This window comes from Pseudomonas sp. lyk4-TYG-107 (genome assembly GCF_030209055.1).
Lineage (GTDB): Bacteria > Pseudomonadota > Gammaproteobacteria > Pseudomonadales > Pseudomonadaceae > Aquipseudomonas > Aquipseudomonas putida_A.
The window spans coordinates 243,763-260,186 of the sequence record NZ_JARVST010000009.1 but is presented as its reverse complement, the minus strand read 5'-3'; the positions used below and the strand labels follow the sequence as shown (position 1 = coordinate 260,186).

9 protein-coding genes are annotated in these 16,424 nt (G+C 63.5%); 5 read left to right on the top strand and 4 right to left on the bottom strand.

Annotated features, from left to right (window positions below; translation table 11 throughout):
* The first annotated feature begins 179 nt into the window (after positions 1-179).
* On the top strand, positions 180-347 hold the full coding sequence (locus QRN61_RS10485) for a metallothionein (RefSeq protein ID WP_003223525.1): 168 nt from the start codon (positions 180-182) through the stop codon (positions 345-347).
* Between the two features lie 22 nt (positions 348-369).
* On the opposite strand, the gene QRN61_RS10480 is transcribed toward QRN61_RS10485, so the two are convergent.
* Positions 370-642 carry a hypothetical protein gene (locus tag QRN61_RS10480; RefSeq protein WP_285373740.1) on the bottom strand — a complete coding sequence of 91 codons (273 nt, stop codon included), beginning with the start codon at positions 640-642 and terminating at the stop codon, positions 370-372.
* Between the two features lie 40 nt (positions 643-682).
* Positions 683-910, bottom strand: a complete 228-nt coding sequence (locus QRN61_RS10475; protein ID WP_095138739.1) for a DUF6555 family protein — start codon at positions 908-910, stop codon at positions 683-685.
* Between the two features lie 145 nt (positions 911-1,055).
* Between QRN61_RS10475 and QRN61_RS10470 the strand changes: the two genes are divergently transcribed.
* From QRN61_RS10470 to QRN61_RS10460, 3 genes are all read left to right on the top strand, one after another.
* Positions 1,056-1,823, top strand: a complete 768-nt coding sequence (locus QRN61_RS10470; protein ID WP_285373739.1) for an AraC family transcriptional regulator — start codon at positions 1,056-1,058, stop codon at positions 1,821-1,823.
* A 212-nt stretch (positions 1,824-2,035) separates the two neighbouring features.
* Positions 2,036-2,209 (top strand): DUF1427 family protein, encoded by a 174-nt coding sequence (locus tag QRN61_RS10465; protein ID WP_007969534.1) that lies wholly within the window; start codon positions 2,036-2,038, stop codon positions 2,207-2,209.
* A 28-nt stretch (positions 2,210-2,237) separates the two neighbouring features.
* Complete coding sequence (locus QRN61_RS10460; protein ID WP_285373738.1) at positions 2,238-3,194, top strand: quinone oxidoreductase family protein; 957 nt, start codon at positions 2,238-2,240, stop codon at positions 3,192-3,194.
* A 127-nt stretch (positions 3,195-3,321) separates the two neighbouring features.
* Here the strand turns inward: QRN61_RS10460 and QRN61_RS10455 are convergent, their stop codons facing one another.
* A complete protein-coding gene (locus tag QRN61_RS10455; RefSeq protein WP_285373737.1) occupies positions 3,322-4,344 on the bottom strand; it encodes a purine-nucleoside phosphorylase in 1,023 nt (340 codons plus the stop codon).
* 15 nt (positions 4,345-4,359) lie between these two features.
* Positions 4,360-5,319, bottom strand: a complete 960-nt coding sequence (locus tag QRN61_RS10450; protein ID WP_285373736.1) for a nucleoside-specific channel-forming protein Tsx — start codon at positions 5,317-5,319, stop codon at positions 4,360-4,362.
* Between the two features lie 453 nt (positions 5,320-5,772).
* Between QRN61_RS10450 and QRN61_RS10445 the strand changes: the two genes are divergently transcribed.
* Positions 5,773-16,296 (top strand): autotransporter-associated beta strand repeat-containing protein, encoded by a 10,524-nt coding sequence (locus QRN61_RS10445; protein WP_285373735.1) that lies wholly within the window; start codon positions 5,773-5,775, stop codon positions 16,294-16,296.
* Positions 16,297-16,424: the final 128 nt, after the last annotated feature.

Genomic DNA, 16,424 nt, shown 5'->3' with positions numbered 1-16,424 from the left:
GCTGTAAGAGCGAAACCATAGGAGGCCGTTACCGCAGCAACGGATATACACCCAATCCCCCCAAAAAACCCAGATCAAAAGATCGTCCGAACGCGGCCCGAGCCTTCGTCAGCTCCTACACTGGTATTTACGGCTTATCCCAAAAGCCCAGACAACCACCAAAAAAGGAGTCTGCCCCCATGCCCGATAGAAAATGCGACTGCCCCAACTGCAAATGCACCATCAAAGAAGGCGACCACTCTTACGCCGTACACGGCAAACACTATTGCTGTGAAGCCTGCGCTCACCACCACAAGGGCGGTGAAGAGTGTTCAAGCAAAGGCTGCCATTGCGCCCACCCCAAATAACCGCGCGCAAAAAAAGTGGAGCCTAATCAGGCTCCACTTGCAGTTTCAGGCTTTCATCATCCAGCCGTTCGGTATGGCGCACCGTGCCTTGCAGTCGTCGCCCGTCAACCCTGACCACCACGGTTTTCGCCTGGTCGAGGTCTTCCGGTAACGGCGCCGGCACACGCAGGGCGAAGCTATCCGGGTCGTCTTCGACAGCCTCAAGACCCACCCGACAGTCCAAGCTTTTGGTGATACGTCCGAACAGGGTGTCCAGTCCGTAATCCAGATGCGCCGGGCTGAAGATGCTGGTCATTGTGTACGCCCCCAAAGAGTCCCCATCGCCTGACGAGAGTCTAGCCCGCCGGTCGCCATGTGACATTTTCCACGCCGAATTTCTCCGCCATCGGTTTGCTGGTCTTTTGCACTTTTTCCCGGCCGAAACGCGGGATGCGACCCACACCGGCATCGCAGCTTGCCCAGTGCCACGCCTCGGCGTTGTCCATTCTGTCCGAGCGGATAATGAACGACTTGGGCGTGCCGTGAAGGGTGTAATCGATGACAAACAGTTTTGCGTTGTTCATAAAGCCCGTAATCCTCCCTGTGGTATTAGAAGGATCGCGGCGCGTCGGGAAAATTCACTCGGATTGTCCGACGGTATCTATCGTTGTCGACGCTGTGACCGACTGGTTACCATGCGCCTTCCGCCAACCCCAATGAATGCTCGCCATGGCCCTCGCCGCACCCCCCGATCTCACGGATACCGATGTGCCGGTGCAACCGCTGGCGCGCACTTATCCGCGTGGTTTGTTCATCGAGCCGCACGAGCATGTCTGGGGGCAGTTGCTGTATGCGATGAGCGGAGTGATGTGGGTCGAGACCCCGCATGAGGCACTGGTGGTGCCGCCGCAGCGCGCGGTGTGGTTGCCACCCGGGGTGCCCCATGGAATTCGTGTGGTGTCGGACTTGCAAATGCGCAATATCTACCTGCGCCCGGTGCTGGCGGCAACGCTGGATCCGACAGTGCAGGTGATTGAAGTCGGAGGGCTGTTGCGCGAGTTGATCGTCGGGCTGGTGGAGCAGGGCGATAGCGGTGAGCCGGCCTATTACGACGCGTTGGTCGGGCTGGCGTTGCTGGAGCTCAAGCGTGCCCGGCGCTCGCAATTGAAGATCCCGCTGCCGGACGATTCCGACCGGCGCCTGATGAATTTGTGCCAGGCGGTGATGGCGGCACCGTCGCTGGACATTCCGTTCGAACAGCACGCGGAAAACGCCGGGGCCAGCGTGCGCACGCTGGCGCGGCTGTTCAAGGACAGCCTCGGCATGGGCTTCGCTGAATGGCGGCGGCAGGTCCAGTTGGCGACGGCGGTGACGGAGTTGATTCAGGGCGTGCCGGTGAGCGCGATCGCTCGCGAGCTGGGGTATTCGCCGAGCAGTTTCAGTGACATGTTCCGCCGCGAGCTGGGTGTGGCGCCTTCGCAATTCTCCACGGGCTGAACACAATCCTGTGGGAGCTGGCTTGCCAGCGATGGCTTCGGCACATTCAACGTCTTCATGGCAGACAAGTCGCTATCGCTGGCAAGCCAGCTCCCACAGGGTTTTGTGGTGACTTTCCAAGAGTTGGCCGAAATTCAGAAGTCCTTGGCCGACGCCTCTGCCCATCTTTCCCTAGACTCTGCCCATTCCTTCAACGCGGCGGAGTTTCCTTCATGAACTACCTGATTTCGCTGGCCATCGGTCTGGGTGTCGGCCTGCTCTATGGCGCACTGGATTTTCGTTCCCCGGCACCTCCGGCCATCGCGCTGGTGGGGCTGCTGGGCATGCTCGCGGGTGAGCAGCTGTGGCCGATGGGCCGGCAACTGGTCGCCGGTTGGCTGTCCTGAATTCCTTTTCCCTTTGATGGATGTCCTCATGAAAGCACTGCAATTCGATAAAACCGGCGATCTGTCTTCCCTGCATTTCGTCGACGTACCGACCCCGGTGCCCGGCGCTGATGAAGTGCTGGTCGAGATCAAGGCGGCCGGTCTGAACCCCAGCGATGTGAAGAACGTGCTCGGGCGATTTCCGTACACCACGTTGCCACGGATTCCCGGGCGCGATTTCGCCGGTGTCGTGGTCGAGGGGCCGCAGGCGTTGCTCGGTCAGGAAGTCTGGGGCACCGGGCGCGAGCTGGGCTTTTTCGCCGATGGCTCGCACGCGCAGTTCGTCAAACTGCCGGCTAATGGCGTGGCGCACAAACCGTCGCACTTGAGTTTCGCCCAGGCGGCCAGCCTCGGCGTGCCGTACACCACGGCGTGGGATGCGCTGGAGCGTAGCTTGGTGACGGCTGAAACCCGTTTGCTGGTGATCGGTGGCGGCGCGGTGGCCACGGCGGCGTTGGCTCTGGCCAAGGTGCGCGGCGCGCAGATACTGGCAGCGGCGCGGCGGCCGGAGCAGGTCAAGGAGTTGCAGGCGCAGGGCTTCCAGACGATTCAGCTGGATAAACCCGAAGACCTCGGCGCGCAGGTCAACGCGGTGTACAGCGGTGGCGCTGACGTGATCTTCGACACCACCGGCTTCTGGCTGCCGGCCTCGGTGGCGGCACTAGCAGCGTTCGGCCGCATCGCGATCATCGCCGCACCGGTCGACGGCCATGTGCAGTTGCCGGCGCTGGCGTTGTACCGCAAGGGCGGTTCGGTGGTCGGGATCAACTCGCTGTTGTACGGCGTGCAAGCCTGTGCGGCGATGCTCGAGCAGTTTGGGCGGTTCTTTGATGAGGATCTGTTGCCGTTGCCGCAGGGGTTGGTGCAGGTGCCATTGGCGGAGGGGTTGCAGCGCTATGCAGAGGTGAATCAGGGCAGTGGCGACAAGGTCATCCTGATTCCCTGATCTTCCAGACACCGCATAGCCTGTGGGAGCTGGCTTGCCAGCGATAGCGGTAGAACAGTCGATGGAGATGTTGACTGAACTGATGCCATCGCTGGCAAGCCAGCTCCCACAGGGTTCTTTGTTGGGCTCAGGATTGCGGGACGCCGTTTTCCCACGCCGACCAGTTTTTCAGAATGTCCTGCACCAGCGGGTTGCCGGCACGATAGAGGTTTTCCAGCGCCGGCACGAACCCGCCCTGATCGGCGTATTTCAGCAGATTATCCACTTCACTGCCGCCCGGTGCCGGCCGATCAAAGTCAGAGCCGGCACGCACCACGGCCAGACGCTGCACATCCACCAGACCTTCGCGACTGGCACGCAGCAGCGCTTCATAGGTGGAGTTGTCTTCCTGTTGTGTGGTGCAGTATTCACCCTTGTTATCGGTCAGCAGTTTGGTCCAGACCTCGGCGCGTTCGCTCAGGCGTGTACCGGAGAACCAGGTGTTGCCCGCCAGCGTGTCGCAGCGCGTAACCACTGGCGGCTGGTTGGCCGGGGCCGAGGGGTATTTCCGGCGCCACGCCGCCGACTCCTTGCTCTCGCTCAGTTCGACCTTGTGGCTCAGGGCGAAGGCTTTGGCCTGCAGTGTCGGGTTGAGTTCGAAGACTTCGGTCTTGTAGTCCAGCGGCGGTTTTTCGTTCGGACCCTTGGTGTTGATGCCCAGGTAGCCAGTCGGCCAGCTCGCCGGCACATCGCGCGAATCCAGCTCCCATTGCGTGCCGAATTCCACCAGGTAATGCGCCCACGCCGCAGTGCCGATGGTCCCGTGTTTCGGGCTGATGCCGGCGATCCCGGCGATCAGAAACCAGCTTTTGCGCAGGTCGAATTTCGGCGACAGCGCCAGTGCCAGGGTCGAGGCGGCGGCATTGGTCTGGCCCATGCCGGTGGTCAGCAGGCACACCTGTTGCGCGTTGCAGCGGATGGTCGGGTACTCGGCGGACAGGCCCGGTACGCGGACTTCCTGCTTGAGATCGAGGCGCTCGATCCAGTGCTGTGCCTCGGGGGCGAACATGGTGATCAGTACGACTTTCGGCTGGATCGGCGCTTCAGCCGCCCACGCCGTGGAAGAGAGCAGGGCCGCAGCGGCCAGGGTCAGACGCGTCATTGCTTGCATGAGAATCTCCTGATTTCAGAACTGGTAGCCGATGCCGGCGTAGTAACCCCAACCGTTGGAGCGCGCGCGGAAATTGCCGTCGCCGAAGTTCAGCTCGCTGCCGTCCTCCCAGTTGCCGCCGTTATGGAAATAACGGCCGACCAGGGTGAAGCGCAAGTGGGTGAACGAGTACAGCAGCACGTTGGTCGCCACCGTGGCATTGGCGGTGCGTGCCGGGTTGTCCTTGTGAATGTCCGAGCCGAAGTCGAAGTTGGTGAAACCGATGTAGGTCAGCGATGCGCCGTTGCTGAATTTGTCGATGGGCACGATGTACTTGAGCTGCGCGCGGTAGCCGTCCCATGAATACTCATTGCTCGCGCCGTAGTTTTCCCACTGGTAGCGCCCGTACAGGTTGGCCGACAGGTTGACCCGCGAATGGGTGTCGATGTCGGTGCCGAAGCCGCTGTACAGGGTGTTGGCGCGGTTCTCCTTGCGGCTCCCGTGATCGTAGATCCAGTCGAACGCCACGTACCATTCCTTGAACGGGCCGATGGCCAGGCTGCGGCCGGCGAGGTAGTCGATGGAGATGCGCGGCTCGTGTTCCATGAACACCGGTGAGCCGTGATCCCACACGCCTTTGTCGTGGCTGTTGCCGATGTTGAAGATCTTCGGAATGTCGACGTAGCCGTACAGCTCGAACGGACCCTTGCGCCCGAAGTACTCGTATTCCAGATAAATGTCGTCGGCCGGTTGCGGCCCGAAGCTGATGTCCTTGCTGCCGATCAGCGTCAGGTCCTGGTTGTACCAGTCCGACAGATACGCGCCTTTTTTCGGCGGGGCAGCTTCCGGGCTGAGGGCTTCGCCCTGAGCGGATTCGTCGGGCAGCGCCAGTTGCGCCAATGCGCTGTGGCTGAGAACTCCGGTAACGCCGGTCAGTAGCAGGGAAACAGCAAACGTGCGCGCAAACGGGGCGCGAAGAAGGGAAGCAGCGTGCATTCAAAGTCCTTTTTTGCGGATCGAGGCCCGGGTTCTGCGGGTCTGTACGGTTTTGTTACGAAAAAGCCGTTATAGGCAGGTCGCAAACGTTTGCACAAGGCGTACCAGTTTCTTTTAAACGCTGAAATTCTCCTGTGGGAGCGGGCTTGCTCGCGAAGGCGTCGGGTCAGCTGACACATCCTTCACAGATACACCGCTTTCGCGAGCAAGCCCGCTCCCACAGGTTTAGTCAGGTGTCGCCAAACCCAGTGTTTATTGGCCGAAATCCGCGTTCTAGACGGTTCTAGTATTAAAGTATTAACACCATTTAATCAGTGCCCCATCGCGGGGCGTCTACTAGCTTGTCAGCCAAGACGCGGTTTTGTGATGACCGTCGCAGTCTTGATTCGCGTGTGGAATAAGCACGTTTCCCACGCCTTCAAGGAAGAATTTGGCCACGACAAGGAGTAGCCCGTGGAAGCAAGGTTTGGTGTCGCCCTCGTTTCGCGTTTTTCCCCACTTTCCCTTGCTGTGCACCTGAGCGTTGCCGGACTGTTGTTCGGCGGCGTCAGCGCACCGGCACTGGCTACATGCTCCACGGCGGGTTCCACAGTGACCTGTACCGGCGTGCCGAGTCTGCCGCTGTTTCTCAACAATTTCGCCAGCGCCACCAACGGCCTGACGGTCAACGTCAACTCCGGGGCGCAGATGAACGCGACGCTCGGCGGCCATGTGATGGACCTGACCGGGGTCAACATCAGCCTGAACAACTCCGGGACGATCGACCCGGCGCTGCTCGGGCTGGTCTCGGTGTTGAGCGGCGGTGCCTTCATCGGTACGGGCGCAACCAGTACGGTCAGCGTGCTCAACAATGCCAGCGGGATCATTCGCGGTACCGGCATGTTGCTCGGGCTCAACCTGACCAGCGTTGACGGCCTGGGCATCGCGGTGAACAACGCTGCGGCCGGCACTACCAGCATCACCAACAATGGCACCATCACCTCGACCGGACTCTCGGTCGGCGGCATCACCTTGGCCGACACCCCGGTGGTCGGTGTGTACGGCGGCTCGCAGGTCAACATGACCAACAGCAGCACCGGCGTGATCAACGGCCGGATCGCCTTCGAGACCTCGACGGCGGGCAACACCTTCACCAACGCCGGTGCGATCACCGGCGGCGTGTCGATGGGTGCGAGCAGCACCAACACCTTTACGGCGGTGACGGGCTCTTCGGTGCAGGTCGGTGACGGCGTGCAGGTCAGCGTCGGCCTCGGCGGACTGATCGGCATCAACCTGACCTTCGCCCCGACTGGCACTGTCGATGGCGGCGCGGGCGGTACCAACAGCCTGATCCTGCAAAACCCGGCCGGTGTCGGCGGCGGCACCACCGGGGTCGGCACGGCGTCGAGCGCCACTTACGTCAACTTCAACAACCTGACCATCAACAGCGGCACCTGGACCTTGCAAGGGCCACTGGTCAGCGGCGCGACCACGCTCAATGGCGGTGTCGCCCAGTTCAACAACAACGCCACGTTCGGCAGCGGGGTACTGACCTCCAACGGCGGGATCCTCCAGGCCAGCAACGCCGGGTTGAACCTCAGCAACCTGATCTCCCTCGGCGCCGGTGGCGTGACCGTGCAGGGCACCAACGCCACCACCCTGAGTGGGGTGATTTCCGGCAGCGGCGGCCTGAGCAAAGTCGGTTCCGGGCAACTGAGCCTCAGCGCTGCCAACACCTATCTGGGCAACACCACACTCAACGGCGGCACCGTGCAACTGGGCAACAACCTGGCGCTGAGCACCGGTACCGTCAACGTCACCGGCGCGACCACCTTGAGCGCGCCCGGCACGATCAACCTGAACAATGCGATCAGCCTCGGCGGCACATTGACGGCCGGCGGCTCCGGCGCTCTGACCCTCGGCGGCTTGATCACAGGCAGCAGCGGTTTGACCAAGACCGGCACCGGCAGCCTGACCCTCAGTGGCGCCAACAGCGGCTATACCGGCACTACCACTTTGAGCGCCGGCAGCCTGCTGGTGACCAACAACAATTCACTGGGCAGCGGTGCGCTGAACACCGCCGCTGGCACCAGCCTCGACAGCACCGCCAACGTCACGCTGGCCAACAACATCGCCATGACAGGCGCGCTCAACGTGCTCGGCAGCAATGCCCTGACCCTGGGCGGCGTCCTGTCCGGTACTGGCGGGATTACCAAATCCGGTACCGCCAGCCTGACCCTGACGGGGAACAATACCAACGCCGGCAACACGCTTCTCAACGCCGGCAGCCTGTTCCTCGGCAGCAACACCGCACTGGGGACTGGCGCGTTGAACGCCGCGGCCGGCACCACGCTGGATGCGACCACGGCGGTGACCCTGGCCAACGCTGTCGCGCTGGCGGCGGATCTGACCATTGGCGGCACCCAGGCACTGGGCCTGAGCGGGGTCGTCAGCGGCGCCGGCAATCTGATCAAGAACGGCACTGCGAGCCTCAGCCTCAGCGGCAATAACACTTTCTCCGGCGGCACCGCGCTCAACGCCGGTAACCTGATTGTCGGCAGCAACACCGCATTGGGCACTGGCGCATTGACCACGGCGGCGGGCACCACGCTTGATGCCAGCACCGCGGTGGCGCTGACCAACGCGGTCAGCCTCGGCGGCAACCTGAACATCGGCGGCAGCGCCAACCTGACCCTCGGCGGTATCGTCAGCGGCAGCGGCGGGCTGACCAAGAACGGCGCGGCCAATCTGATTCTCAATGGCGCCAATACTTTCCTCGGTGCCGTCGCGTTGAACGCCGGCACCATTACGGCCGGCGCGAATGCGGCGCTCGGCAGCGGCAACATCACCGTCGGCGGCGTGGCGACGCTCGACAGCAATGCGGTGGTGACACTGAACAACAACGTCATTCTCAATAACAGTCTGGGGATTGGCGGCAGCAACGCGCTGACCCTCGGTGGCGGGATCAGCGGTACCAGCCAACTGGTGAAAAACGGCGCCGCCAATCTCACCCTCAACGGCAGCAATACCTACAGCGGCGGCACCACCCTGAATGCCGGCAGCCTGACCGTCGGCAACGGTGCGGCACTGGGCACCGGCGCCTTGTCGGTGGAAGGCGCGGGCACCCTCAACAGCAGTTCCGCCGTGACCCTGAACAACAACGTGATTCTCAATGCCAACCTCACCGCAGGCGGCGCCAACGCACTGACCCTCGGCGGGGTAATCAGTGGCGCGAACGGCCTGATCAAGACCGGCGCATCGAGCCTGACCCTGACCGGCAACAACACCTACACCGGCACCACGGCGTTGAATGCCGGTTCGCTGGTGGTCGGCTCCAACACCGCTCTGGGTACGGGCGCACTGAACGCGTCGAACGGCACCACGCTGGATGCAAGCACGGCGGCGACCCTGGCCAACAACGTCAACCTCGGCGGCACGCTGACCGTCGGCGGCAGCAATGCGCTGATCCTCGGCGGGGTGGTCGCCGGCATCGGTGGGCTGACCAAGAACGGCGCGGCCGACCTGACCCTCAACGGCGCCAACACCTATTTCGGCAACACTGCACTGAACACCGGCAAGCTGATTGTCGGCAGCAACACCGCGCTGGGCGTCGGTACGCTGAATGCGGCGGCCAATACCACGCTGGACGCCAACACCGCCGTCAGCCTGAACAACGCAGTGGGCCTGGCGGGAGCCTTGAATATCGGTGGCACGGCAGATCTGACCTTGACCGGTCTGGTCAGCGGCGCCGGCAGTCTGGTGAAAGACGGCGCGGCCAATCTGATTCTCAATGCGGCCAACAACTACCTCGGCGGCACCACGTTGAACGCCGGTACGCTGACCGTCGGCAACAGTTCGGCGCTGGGTTCCGGCGCTTTGACTGTCGCGGGTGCTGCCACACTGGATAGCAATTCGCCGCTGGTCAGCCTCAATAACGGCGTCGCTCTCAACGCTGCATTGACTGTCGGCGGCACACAGAATCTCACCCTTGGCGGCGTCACCAGCGGCACCGGCCAGTTGATCAAGGACGGCGCGGCCAACCTGACGCTCAACGGCAACAACACCTTCAGCGGCGGCACCACCCTCAACGCCGGTACCCTGACCTTGGGCAATGCCAACGGTCTGGGTAGTGGTGGCTTGACCGTCGGCGGCGCGGCGACTCTCGATAACAGCGCCTCGTTCGGCATCGGCAACGCGATCACCCTCAACGCCGGGCTGACGGTGGCCGGCAATAACGACCTGAGCCTCAACGGCATCATCGACGGCGCCGGCAGCCTGACCAAAAACGGCCTGTCGGACCTGACTCTGGCCGGCAACAACACCTTTACCGGCGCCGTGAACATCGTCTCCGGCAGCGTCACTACCCTCAACACCAACGCACTGGGCAACACTTCTGGCGTCAACATCAGTGCCGGTGCCGGCCTGAATCTCGGTAGCGATGCCAGCCTCGGCGCGCTGACCGGCAGCGGCAGTGTGCAACTGACTGGCAGCAACACGTTGACCGTCGGTGGCGGCAACGTCACCAGCACCTTTGATGGTGATCTCAGTGGCAGCGGTGGCCTGACCAAAGTCGGCACCGGCACCTTGAACCTCACTGGCATCAACGGCATTACCGGCAATACCGCGATCGATGGCGGTATCGTGAACCTGAGCGGTTCGCTGGGCAGTGCACAGGTCAACGTCAACACCGGCGGTACCCTGACCGGTACCGGCTCGGCGCTTGGCACAGTGAACATTAATAGCGGGGGCCATCTGGCGCTGTCATCGGGCAATACCTTGTCAGCCAGTGGCCTGACCCTCGGTGCCGGTAGCAACGTGGATGTGGCGCTGGGGACTCCGTCGACCAGTTCGCTGATGAACATCGGCGGCAACCTTACCCTTGACGGCAATCTCAACGTCAGCGATGCCGGCGGTTTCGGCGTCGGTGTGTATCGCCTGTTCAACTACACCGGTGCCCTGACTAATCTCGGTCTGGACGTCGCCAGCGTGCCGGTCGGCTATGGCCTTGGCGATCTGGTGGTGCAGACCGGCGTGGGCAATCAGATCAATATTCAAGTGTCGGCACCGAACAGCAACATCCGTTACTGGGACGGCAGCCAGACCATCGCCAACGGCGTGGTCGATGGCGGCAGCGGCACGTGGAATGCTGTCGGCACCAACTGGACCGATGCCAATGGTCTGGTCAACCAGCCATGGGCCGGTGACTTCGCGGTATTCCAGGGTGCTGCGGGCACTGTGACGGTGAACGGCACGCAAGCGTTCACCGGCATGCAATTCCTCACCGACGGCTACAACCTGGTCAACGGCGCGGCGGGGCAACTGACCGCAGTCAACGGCACTGGCGGTACCACAGCGCTGCGGGTTGATCCGGGCGTTACTGCGACCATCGGCGTGAATATCAACGGCAGCGGCATCCTCAATAAACTCGACGCCGGTACCCTGGTGCTCAATGGCGCCAACACCTACAGCGGCGGCACGCAGCTGGACGGTGGCAAGATCATTGTCGGCAGCAACACCGCGCTGGGCAGCGGCACACTGACCGCCAACGCCGGCACACAACTGGACAGCAACACTGCGGTGACCCTCGGCAACGCTGCGACGCTAAACGGCAATCTGACCGTGGTCGGCAGCAATGCGCTGACCCTCAACGGCGTGATCGGTGGCACCGGTGGCCTGATCAAGAATGGCGCGGCCAACCTGACCCTCGGCGGCAACAACGCCTTCCTCGGGCCGGTGGCGCTGAACGCTGGCGGATTGGTTCTGGCGTCGAACTCGGCGCTGGGTTCCGGCACGTTGAACGCGGCGGGCGGCAGCACGCTGGATGCGAGCACGGCGATTTCGGTGAACAACGCGGTGAATCTGGCCGGTAACCTCGGCATCGGTGGCACAGCGGATCTGACTTTGGCCGGTACGGTCAACGGCGCCGGCAGTCTGAGCAAAAACGGCGCGGCCAATCTGACCCTCAGCGGCAATAACAACTTCCTCGGCGGCACTACCCTGAACGCCGGCACCCTGACCGCCGGTAGCAACTCAGCACTCGGCCTGGGCAACCTGACCGTGGCCGGCGCTTCGGCGCTGGACAGCAGCGCAGCAGTGAGTCTGGGCAACAACGTGGTGCTCAACGCCAATCTGAGCAACACCGGCAGCAGCGACGTCGCGCTCAGCGGCGTGGTCAGCGGCACCGGCGGTCTGATCAAGAACGGCGCGTCCAACCTGACCCTCAACGGCATTAACACTTACAGCGGCGGCACCACACTGAACGCCGGCACCGTGACCCTTGGCACCTCTGCGGGCCTGGGCTCCGGCGCGGTAACCGTGGCGGGTGCGTCGACCCTCGACACCACCGCGCCGCTGGTGCTGGCCAACAACGTCAACGTCAATGCCAACCTGAGCGTGGCTGGCAACAACAACCTGACGCTCGGTGGCGTGATCGCCGGGGCGGGCACCCTGACCAAGAATGGTCTGGCCGACCTGACGCTATCCGGCAACAACACCTTCAGCGGCACCTTTGATGTGCAATCGGGCAGCCTCACGACACTGGGCAACTCGGCACTGGGCAGCAATGCCGGGGTCAACCTCGGCGCTGCGGCAACTCTCAATCTCGGCGGCTCCGGCAGCCTCGCCAGTCTGACCGGTAGCGGCACCGCACTGATCGGTGGCGGCAACACCCTGAGCATCGGCGGCAACAACGCCAGCAGCCTTTTCGCCGGTGTCCTCACCGGAACCGGCGAATTGAGCAAGCTCGGCACCGGAACGCTGACCCTGACCGGCCTCAACAGCCTGACCGGCAACACCACGGTCAACGCCGGCACCTTGAACGTCAGCGGCTCGCTGGACAGCGCCAGCGTACTGGTCAACAGCGGCGGCACCCTGACCGGCGGCGGCTCGCTCGGCGGTGCGGTGACCGTGGCCGACGGCGGTCATCTGGCCGGCGCCACCGGCAGCACCCTGTCGGTGAACTCGCTGGTGTTCAACGCCAACTCCAATTTCGATGTCGGACTGGGCACGCCGGTTTCCGGTGGCGGCAATGCGCTGGTGAATGTCGGCGGCAACCTGACCCTCGACGGCACCCTCAACGTCAGCGACATCGGCGGTTTCGGCAGTGGTGTGTACCGGTTGATCAACTACACCGGCGGCCTGACCGACAACGGCATGCTGATCGGCACGGTGCCGGGCAGCGTCACCCCGGGCGATCTGACCCTGCAAACCGCGCTGGCCAACCAGATCAACCTGCTGGTCACCGCCCCGGGCGTCACCGTGCAGTTCTGGGACGGCAACCAACTCGTCGCCAACGGCTCGGTCGATGGCGGCAGCGGCACCTGGGGCACCGGCACCACCAACTGGACCGACGTCAACGGCACCACCAATCAGGCCTGGACCAACAACTTCGCGGTGTTTCAGGGAACGGCGGGCACGGTCACCGTGAACGGCGCACAAACCATCACCGGCATGCAGTTCGTCACCGATGGCTACAGCCTGCAGGACGGCACCGCGGGTTCGCTGAATCTGGTCAACGGTTCGTTGGGTAACGCCACGGTGCGAGTCGATCCGAACGCCACCGCGACCGTTGGCGTGGCACTCAACGGCAGCGGCACCCTCGGCAAATACGACACCGGCACGCTGGTGCTCAACGCCGCCAACGGCTACACCGGCGGCACCGCGCTCAATGGCGGCAAGATCGTCGTGGGCAACAACGCAGCGCTCGGCAGCGGTGTGTTGACCGCTGCCGACGGCACCGCGCTGGACAGCAACGCGGCCGTCACGCTGGGCAACGATGTGGTGGTGAACGGTGGCCTGACTGTCGCTGGCAGTAACGCCTTGACCCTCGACGGTGTAGTCAGTGGGGCGGGCAGCTTGATCAAGTCTGGCGCTTCGAGCCTGACCCTCAACGGCAGCAACACCTACAGCGGTGGTACTCAGCTCGCTGGCGGTACGCTGGTGCTGGGCAACAACAGCGCAATCAGCAGCGGTGCACTGAGCGTGACCGGCAACGCCAGCCTCGACAGCACCTCGGCGCTGCAACTGGCCAACGCGATCAATCTGGGGTCGCAACTGACCCTGGCCGGCAACCAGAACACCACGCTGCTCGGCGCCATCACCGGCACAGGCAGTCTGGTGAAAAACGGCAGCGCTGACCTCGTGCTTAGCGGCGCCAACACCTACAGCGGCGGCACCACGCTGAACGCTGGCACTACCACTGGCGACACCAGCAGCCTGCAAGGCGCCATCGTCAACAACGCGGCGCTGACCTTCGCGCAGAACGCCGACGGCAGCTACACCGGCAACCTCACCGGCGCCGGCACGCTGAACAAAACCGGCACCGGCCAATTGCTCCTGACCGGCAACAACACCTTCACCGGTGACACTTCGGTGCAGGCCGGCAACCTGATCGTCAACGGCGTGCTCAACAGCGCCAACGTCAACGTCGCCAGCGGCGCGCAAATCGGTGGCAGCGGACAACTGGGCGGCAACGTGCAACTGGCCAGCGGTGCGACGCTGACCGGTGGCGGCACGGCTACACCGTTGTCGGTCGGCTCGCTGGCGCTGTCCTCGGGCACCAACCTGGACTTCAGCCTCGGCTCGGCCGCCAGCTCCACCACGGTGGTCAACGTCGCCGGTAACCTGACCCTCGACGGCACGCTGAACATCAGCAACGCCGGCGGTTTCGGCACCGGGGTCTATCAACTGTTCCGCTACGGTGGCAGCCTGACCGACAACGGTCTGGTCTACGGCAGCCTGCCGGTGTCGGCGGCCAACCTGACCCTGCAAACCGCGATCGCCAATCAGGTCAACCTGCTGGTGCAGGGCAGTCCGGGTGAAGTGCAGTTCTGGAACGGCGGCACCACCAATCCTGACGGCAGTATCGGTGGCGGCAGTGGCGTGTGGGGCCCGGGCACCAACTGGACCGATCCGAGCGGCACGCAGGCGCTGGCGTCCAATGGTCAGTTCGCGGTGTTCGGTGGCCAGGCAGGTACCGTCACTGTGCAGGGCAATCAGAACTTCACTGGCCTGCAGTTCCTCTCCGCAGGTTACAGCCTGGTGCCGGGGGCTGGCGGTACGCTGACACCGGTCAACGGTGCCGACGGCAGCCTGGCGCCGGTGCGGGTCAATTCCGGGGCCAGTGCTGAAATCGACGTGCCGCTGATCGGCACCGGCGGTATCGAGAAACTCGATTCCGGCACCCTTGTACTGACTGGCGCCAACACCTACAGCGGTGGCACCACCGTCAGTGGCGGTACGCTGATCGGTAACACCACGAGCCTGCAAGGCAACATCACCGACAACGCCACACTGGTGTTCCAGCAAAACACCGATGGCCGGTTCAACGGTGTGCTCAACGGCACCGGCGCGCTGTTCAAACGCGGCGTGAGTCGCCTGTTGATGGTCGGCAATCAACCGTTCAGCGGTACGGTTTCCGTCGATCAAGGCCTGCTGCAAGTCGGCAGCCGTGCGGCCCGGGCTTCGTTGGGCGCACAAGTCACGGTCGCCAACGGCGCAGGCCTGAGCGGTAACGGCAGCGTCGGTTCGGTGGTCAACCACGGTGTGGTGGCTTCCGGTGGCGCTGACGGCACCTTGAGCGTGGCCGGCAACCTGACCAACAGCAGCGATGGTGTACTGGCGCTGACCGTCAGCTCGCCAACCGCCACGCCACTGGCGGTGGGTGGTACGGCGGCATTGGGCGGCGGTCTGGTGGTCAACAGCCTGGCGCCGTTCACCGGCAATACCACTTACTCGCTGATCACCGCGGGCGGTGGTGTGACTGGCACCTTCAGTGCCGCCGATCTGCCGCAGTACGCGTTCCTCGACAGCTCGCTGGTCTACGGTGCCGATTCGGTGACCCTGGCCGTGAGCCGCAACGGCAACTCGTTCGCCGACGTCGCTGCCACGGGCAACCAGCGCGGCACCGCCACGGCACTGTCCAATAACGGTGCGGCCGGTGCGGCGTTGCAGAACCAGATCGTCAACCTCAGCGTGGCCGGTGCACGCAATGCGTTCGACAGCCTCTCCGGGGAAATCCACGCCAGCACCGCCAGCGCCATGCTGGAAGACTCGCGCTTCATCCGTGAGGCGGTCAATGACCGCATGCGCCAGCCGTCGTGCAGCGCTGCGGATGATCCACGCAAAACTCTGGCACCGAGCGACACGCAACTGAGCAGCAACGGCTGCCACGGGGAAATGGTCGGCTGGATCCGGGCTATCGGTGCCTGGGGCGACATGGGCGGCGACAGCAACACGGCAAAAGTTGATCGCAACCTCGGCGGTTTCATGCTCGGCACCGACAAGGCCCTGGATGACACCTGGCGTGCCGGGATGGCGGCCGGCTACACCCGCAGCAATCTCAACGCGCATGATCGCAACTCCGATGCCAAGGTCGACAGCTACCACCTCGCCGGTTATCTGAACTCGCAATTCGATGCACTGGCGGTGCGCCTCGGCGCGGCTTACAGCTGGCACAGCATCGAGACCAAACGCGATGTCAGCGTCGGTACTTACAACGATCGCCTGAAGGCCGATTACGACGCGCGCAGTGCGCAGGTGTTCGGTGAGGTGGGTTACGCGATCAGCGCAGCAGGCGTTGCCATCGAACCGTTCGCAGGGCTGGCCTACGTCAACTACGACAGCGACACCGGCAAGGAAAAAGGTGGAGTGGGGCGCCTGAAGGCCGACGCCGATCAGGACATCACCTACTCGACCCTCGGTGTGCGTGTCGGCAAATTGGTGACCCTGGCCAACGGCAGCCAACTGACGCCACGCGCGGCCATCGGCTGGCGGCATGCCTACGGCGACACCAAACCTGACGCCGACCTGACCTTCATCGACGGCGGCGCCTCGTTCAGCACCCAGGGCGTACCCATCGCCAAGGACAGCGCATTGCTCGAAGCCGGCATCGACTTCCAGGTCACCCCGACCGGCAAGCTGGGCATCGGCTACTCAGGCCAGGTGTCGAGCGACAACAACGACAGCGCGTTCAACATCAGCTTCAGTCAAAGCTTCTGAATCATGGTCGAAGTACTTTAGCCGCCCGAAAGGGCGGTTTTTTTTGGGAGGCAGGATAGAGCGGCTTTATATGTCCGGCGATGAAGTGGCGGTGAGCGCTCGATAGCTTTCGCGAGCAGGCTCACTCC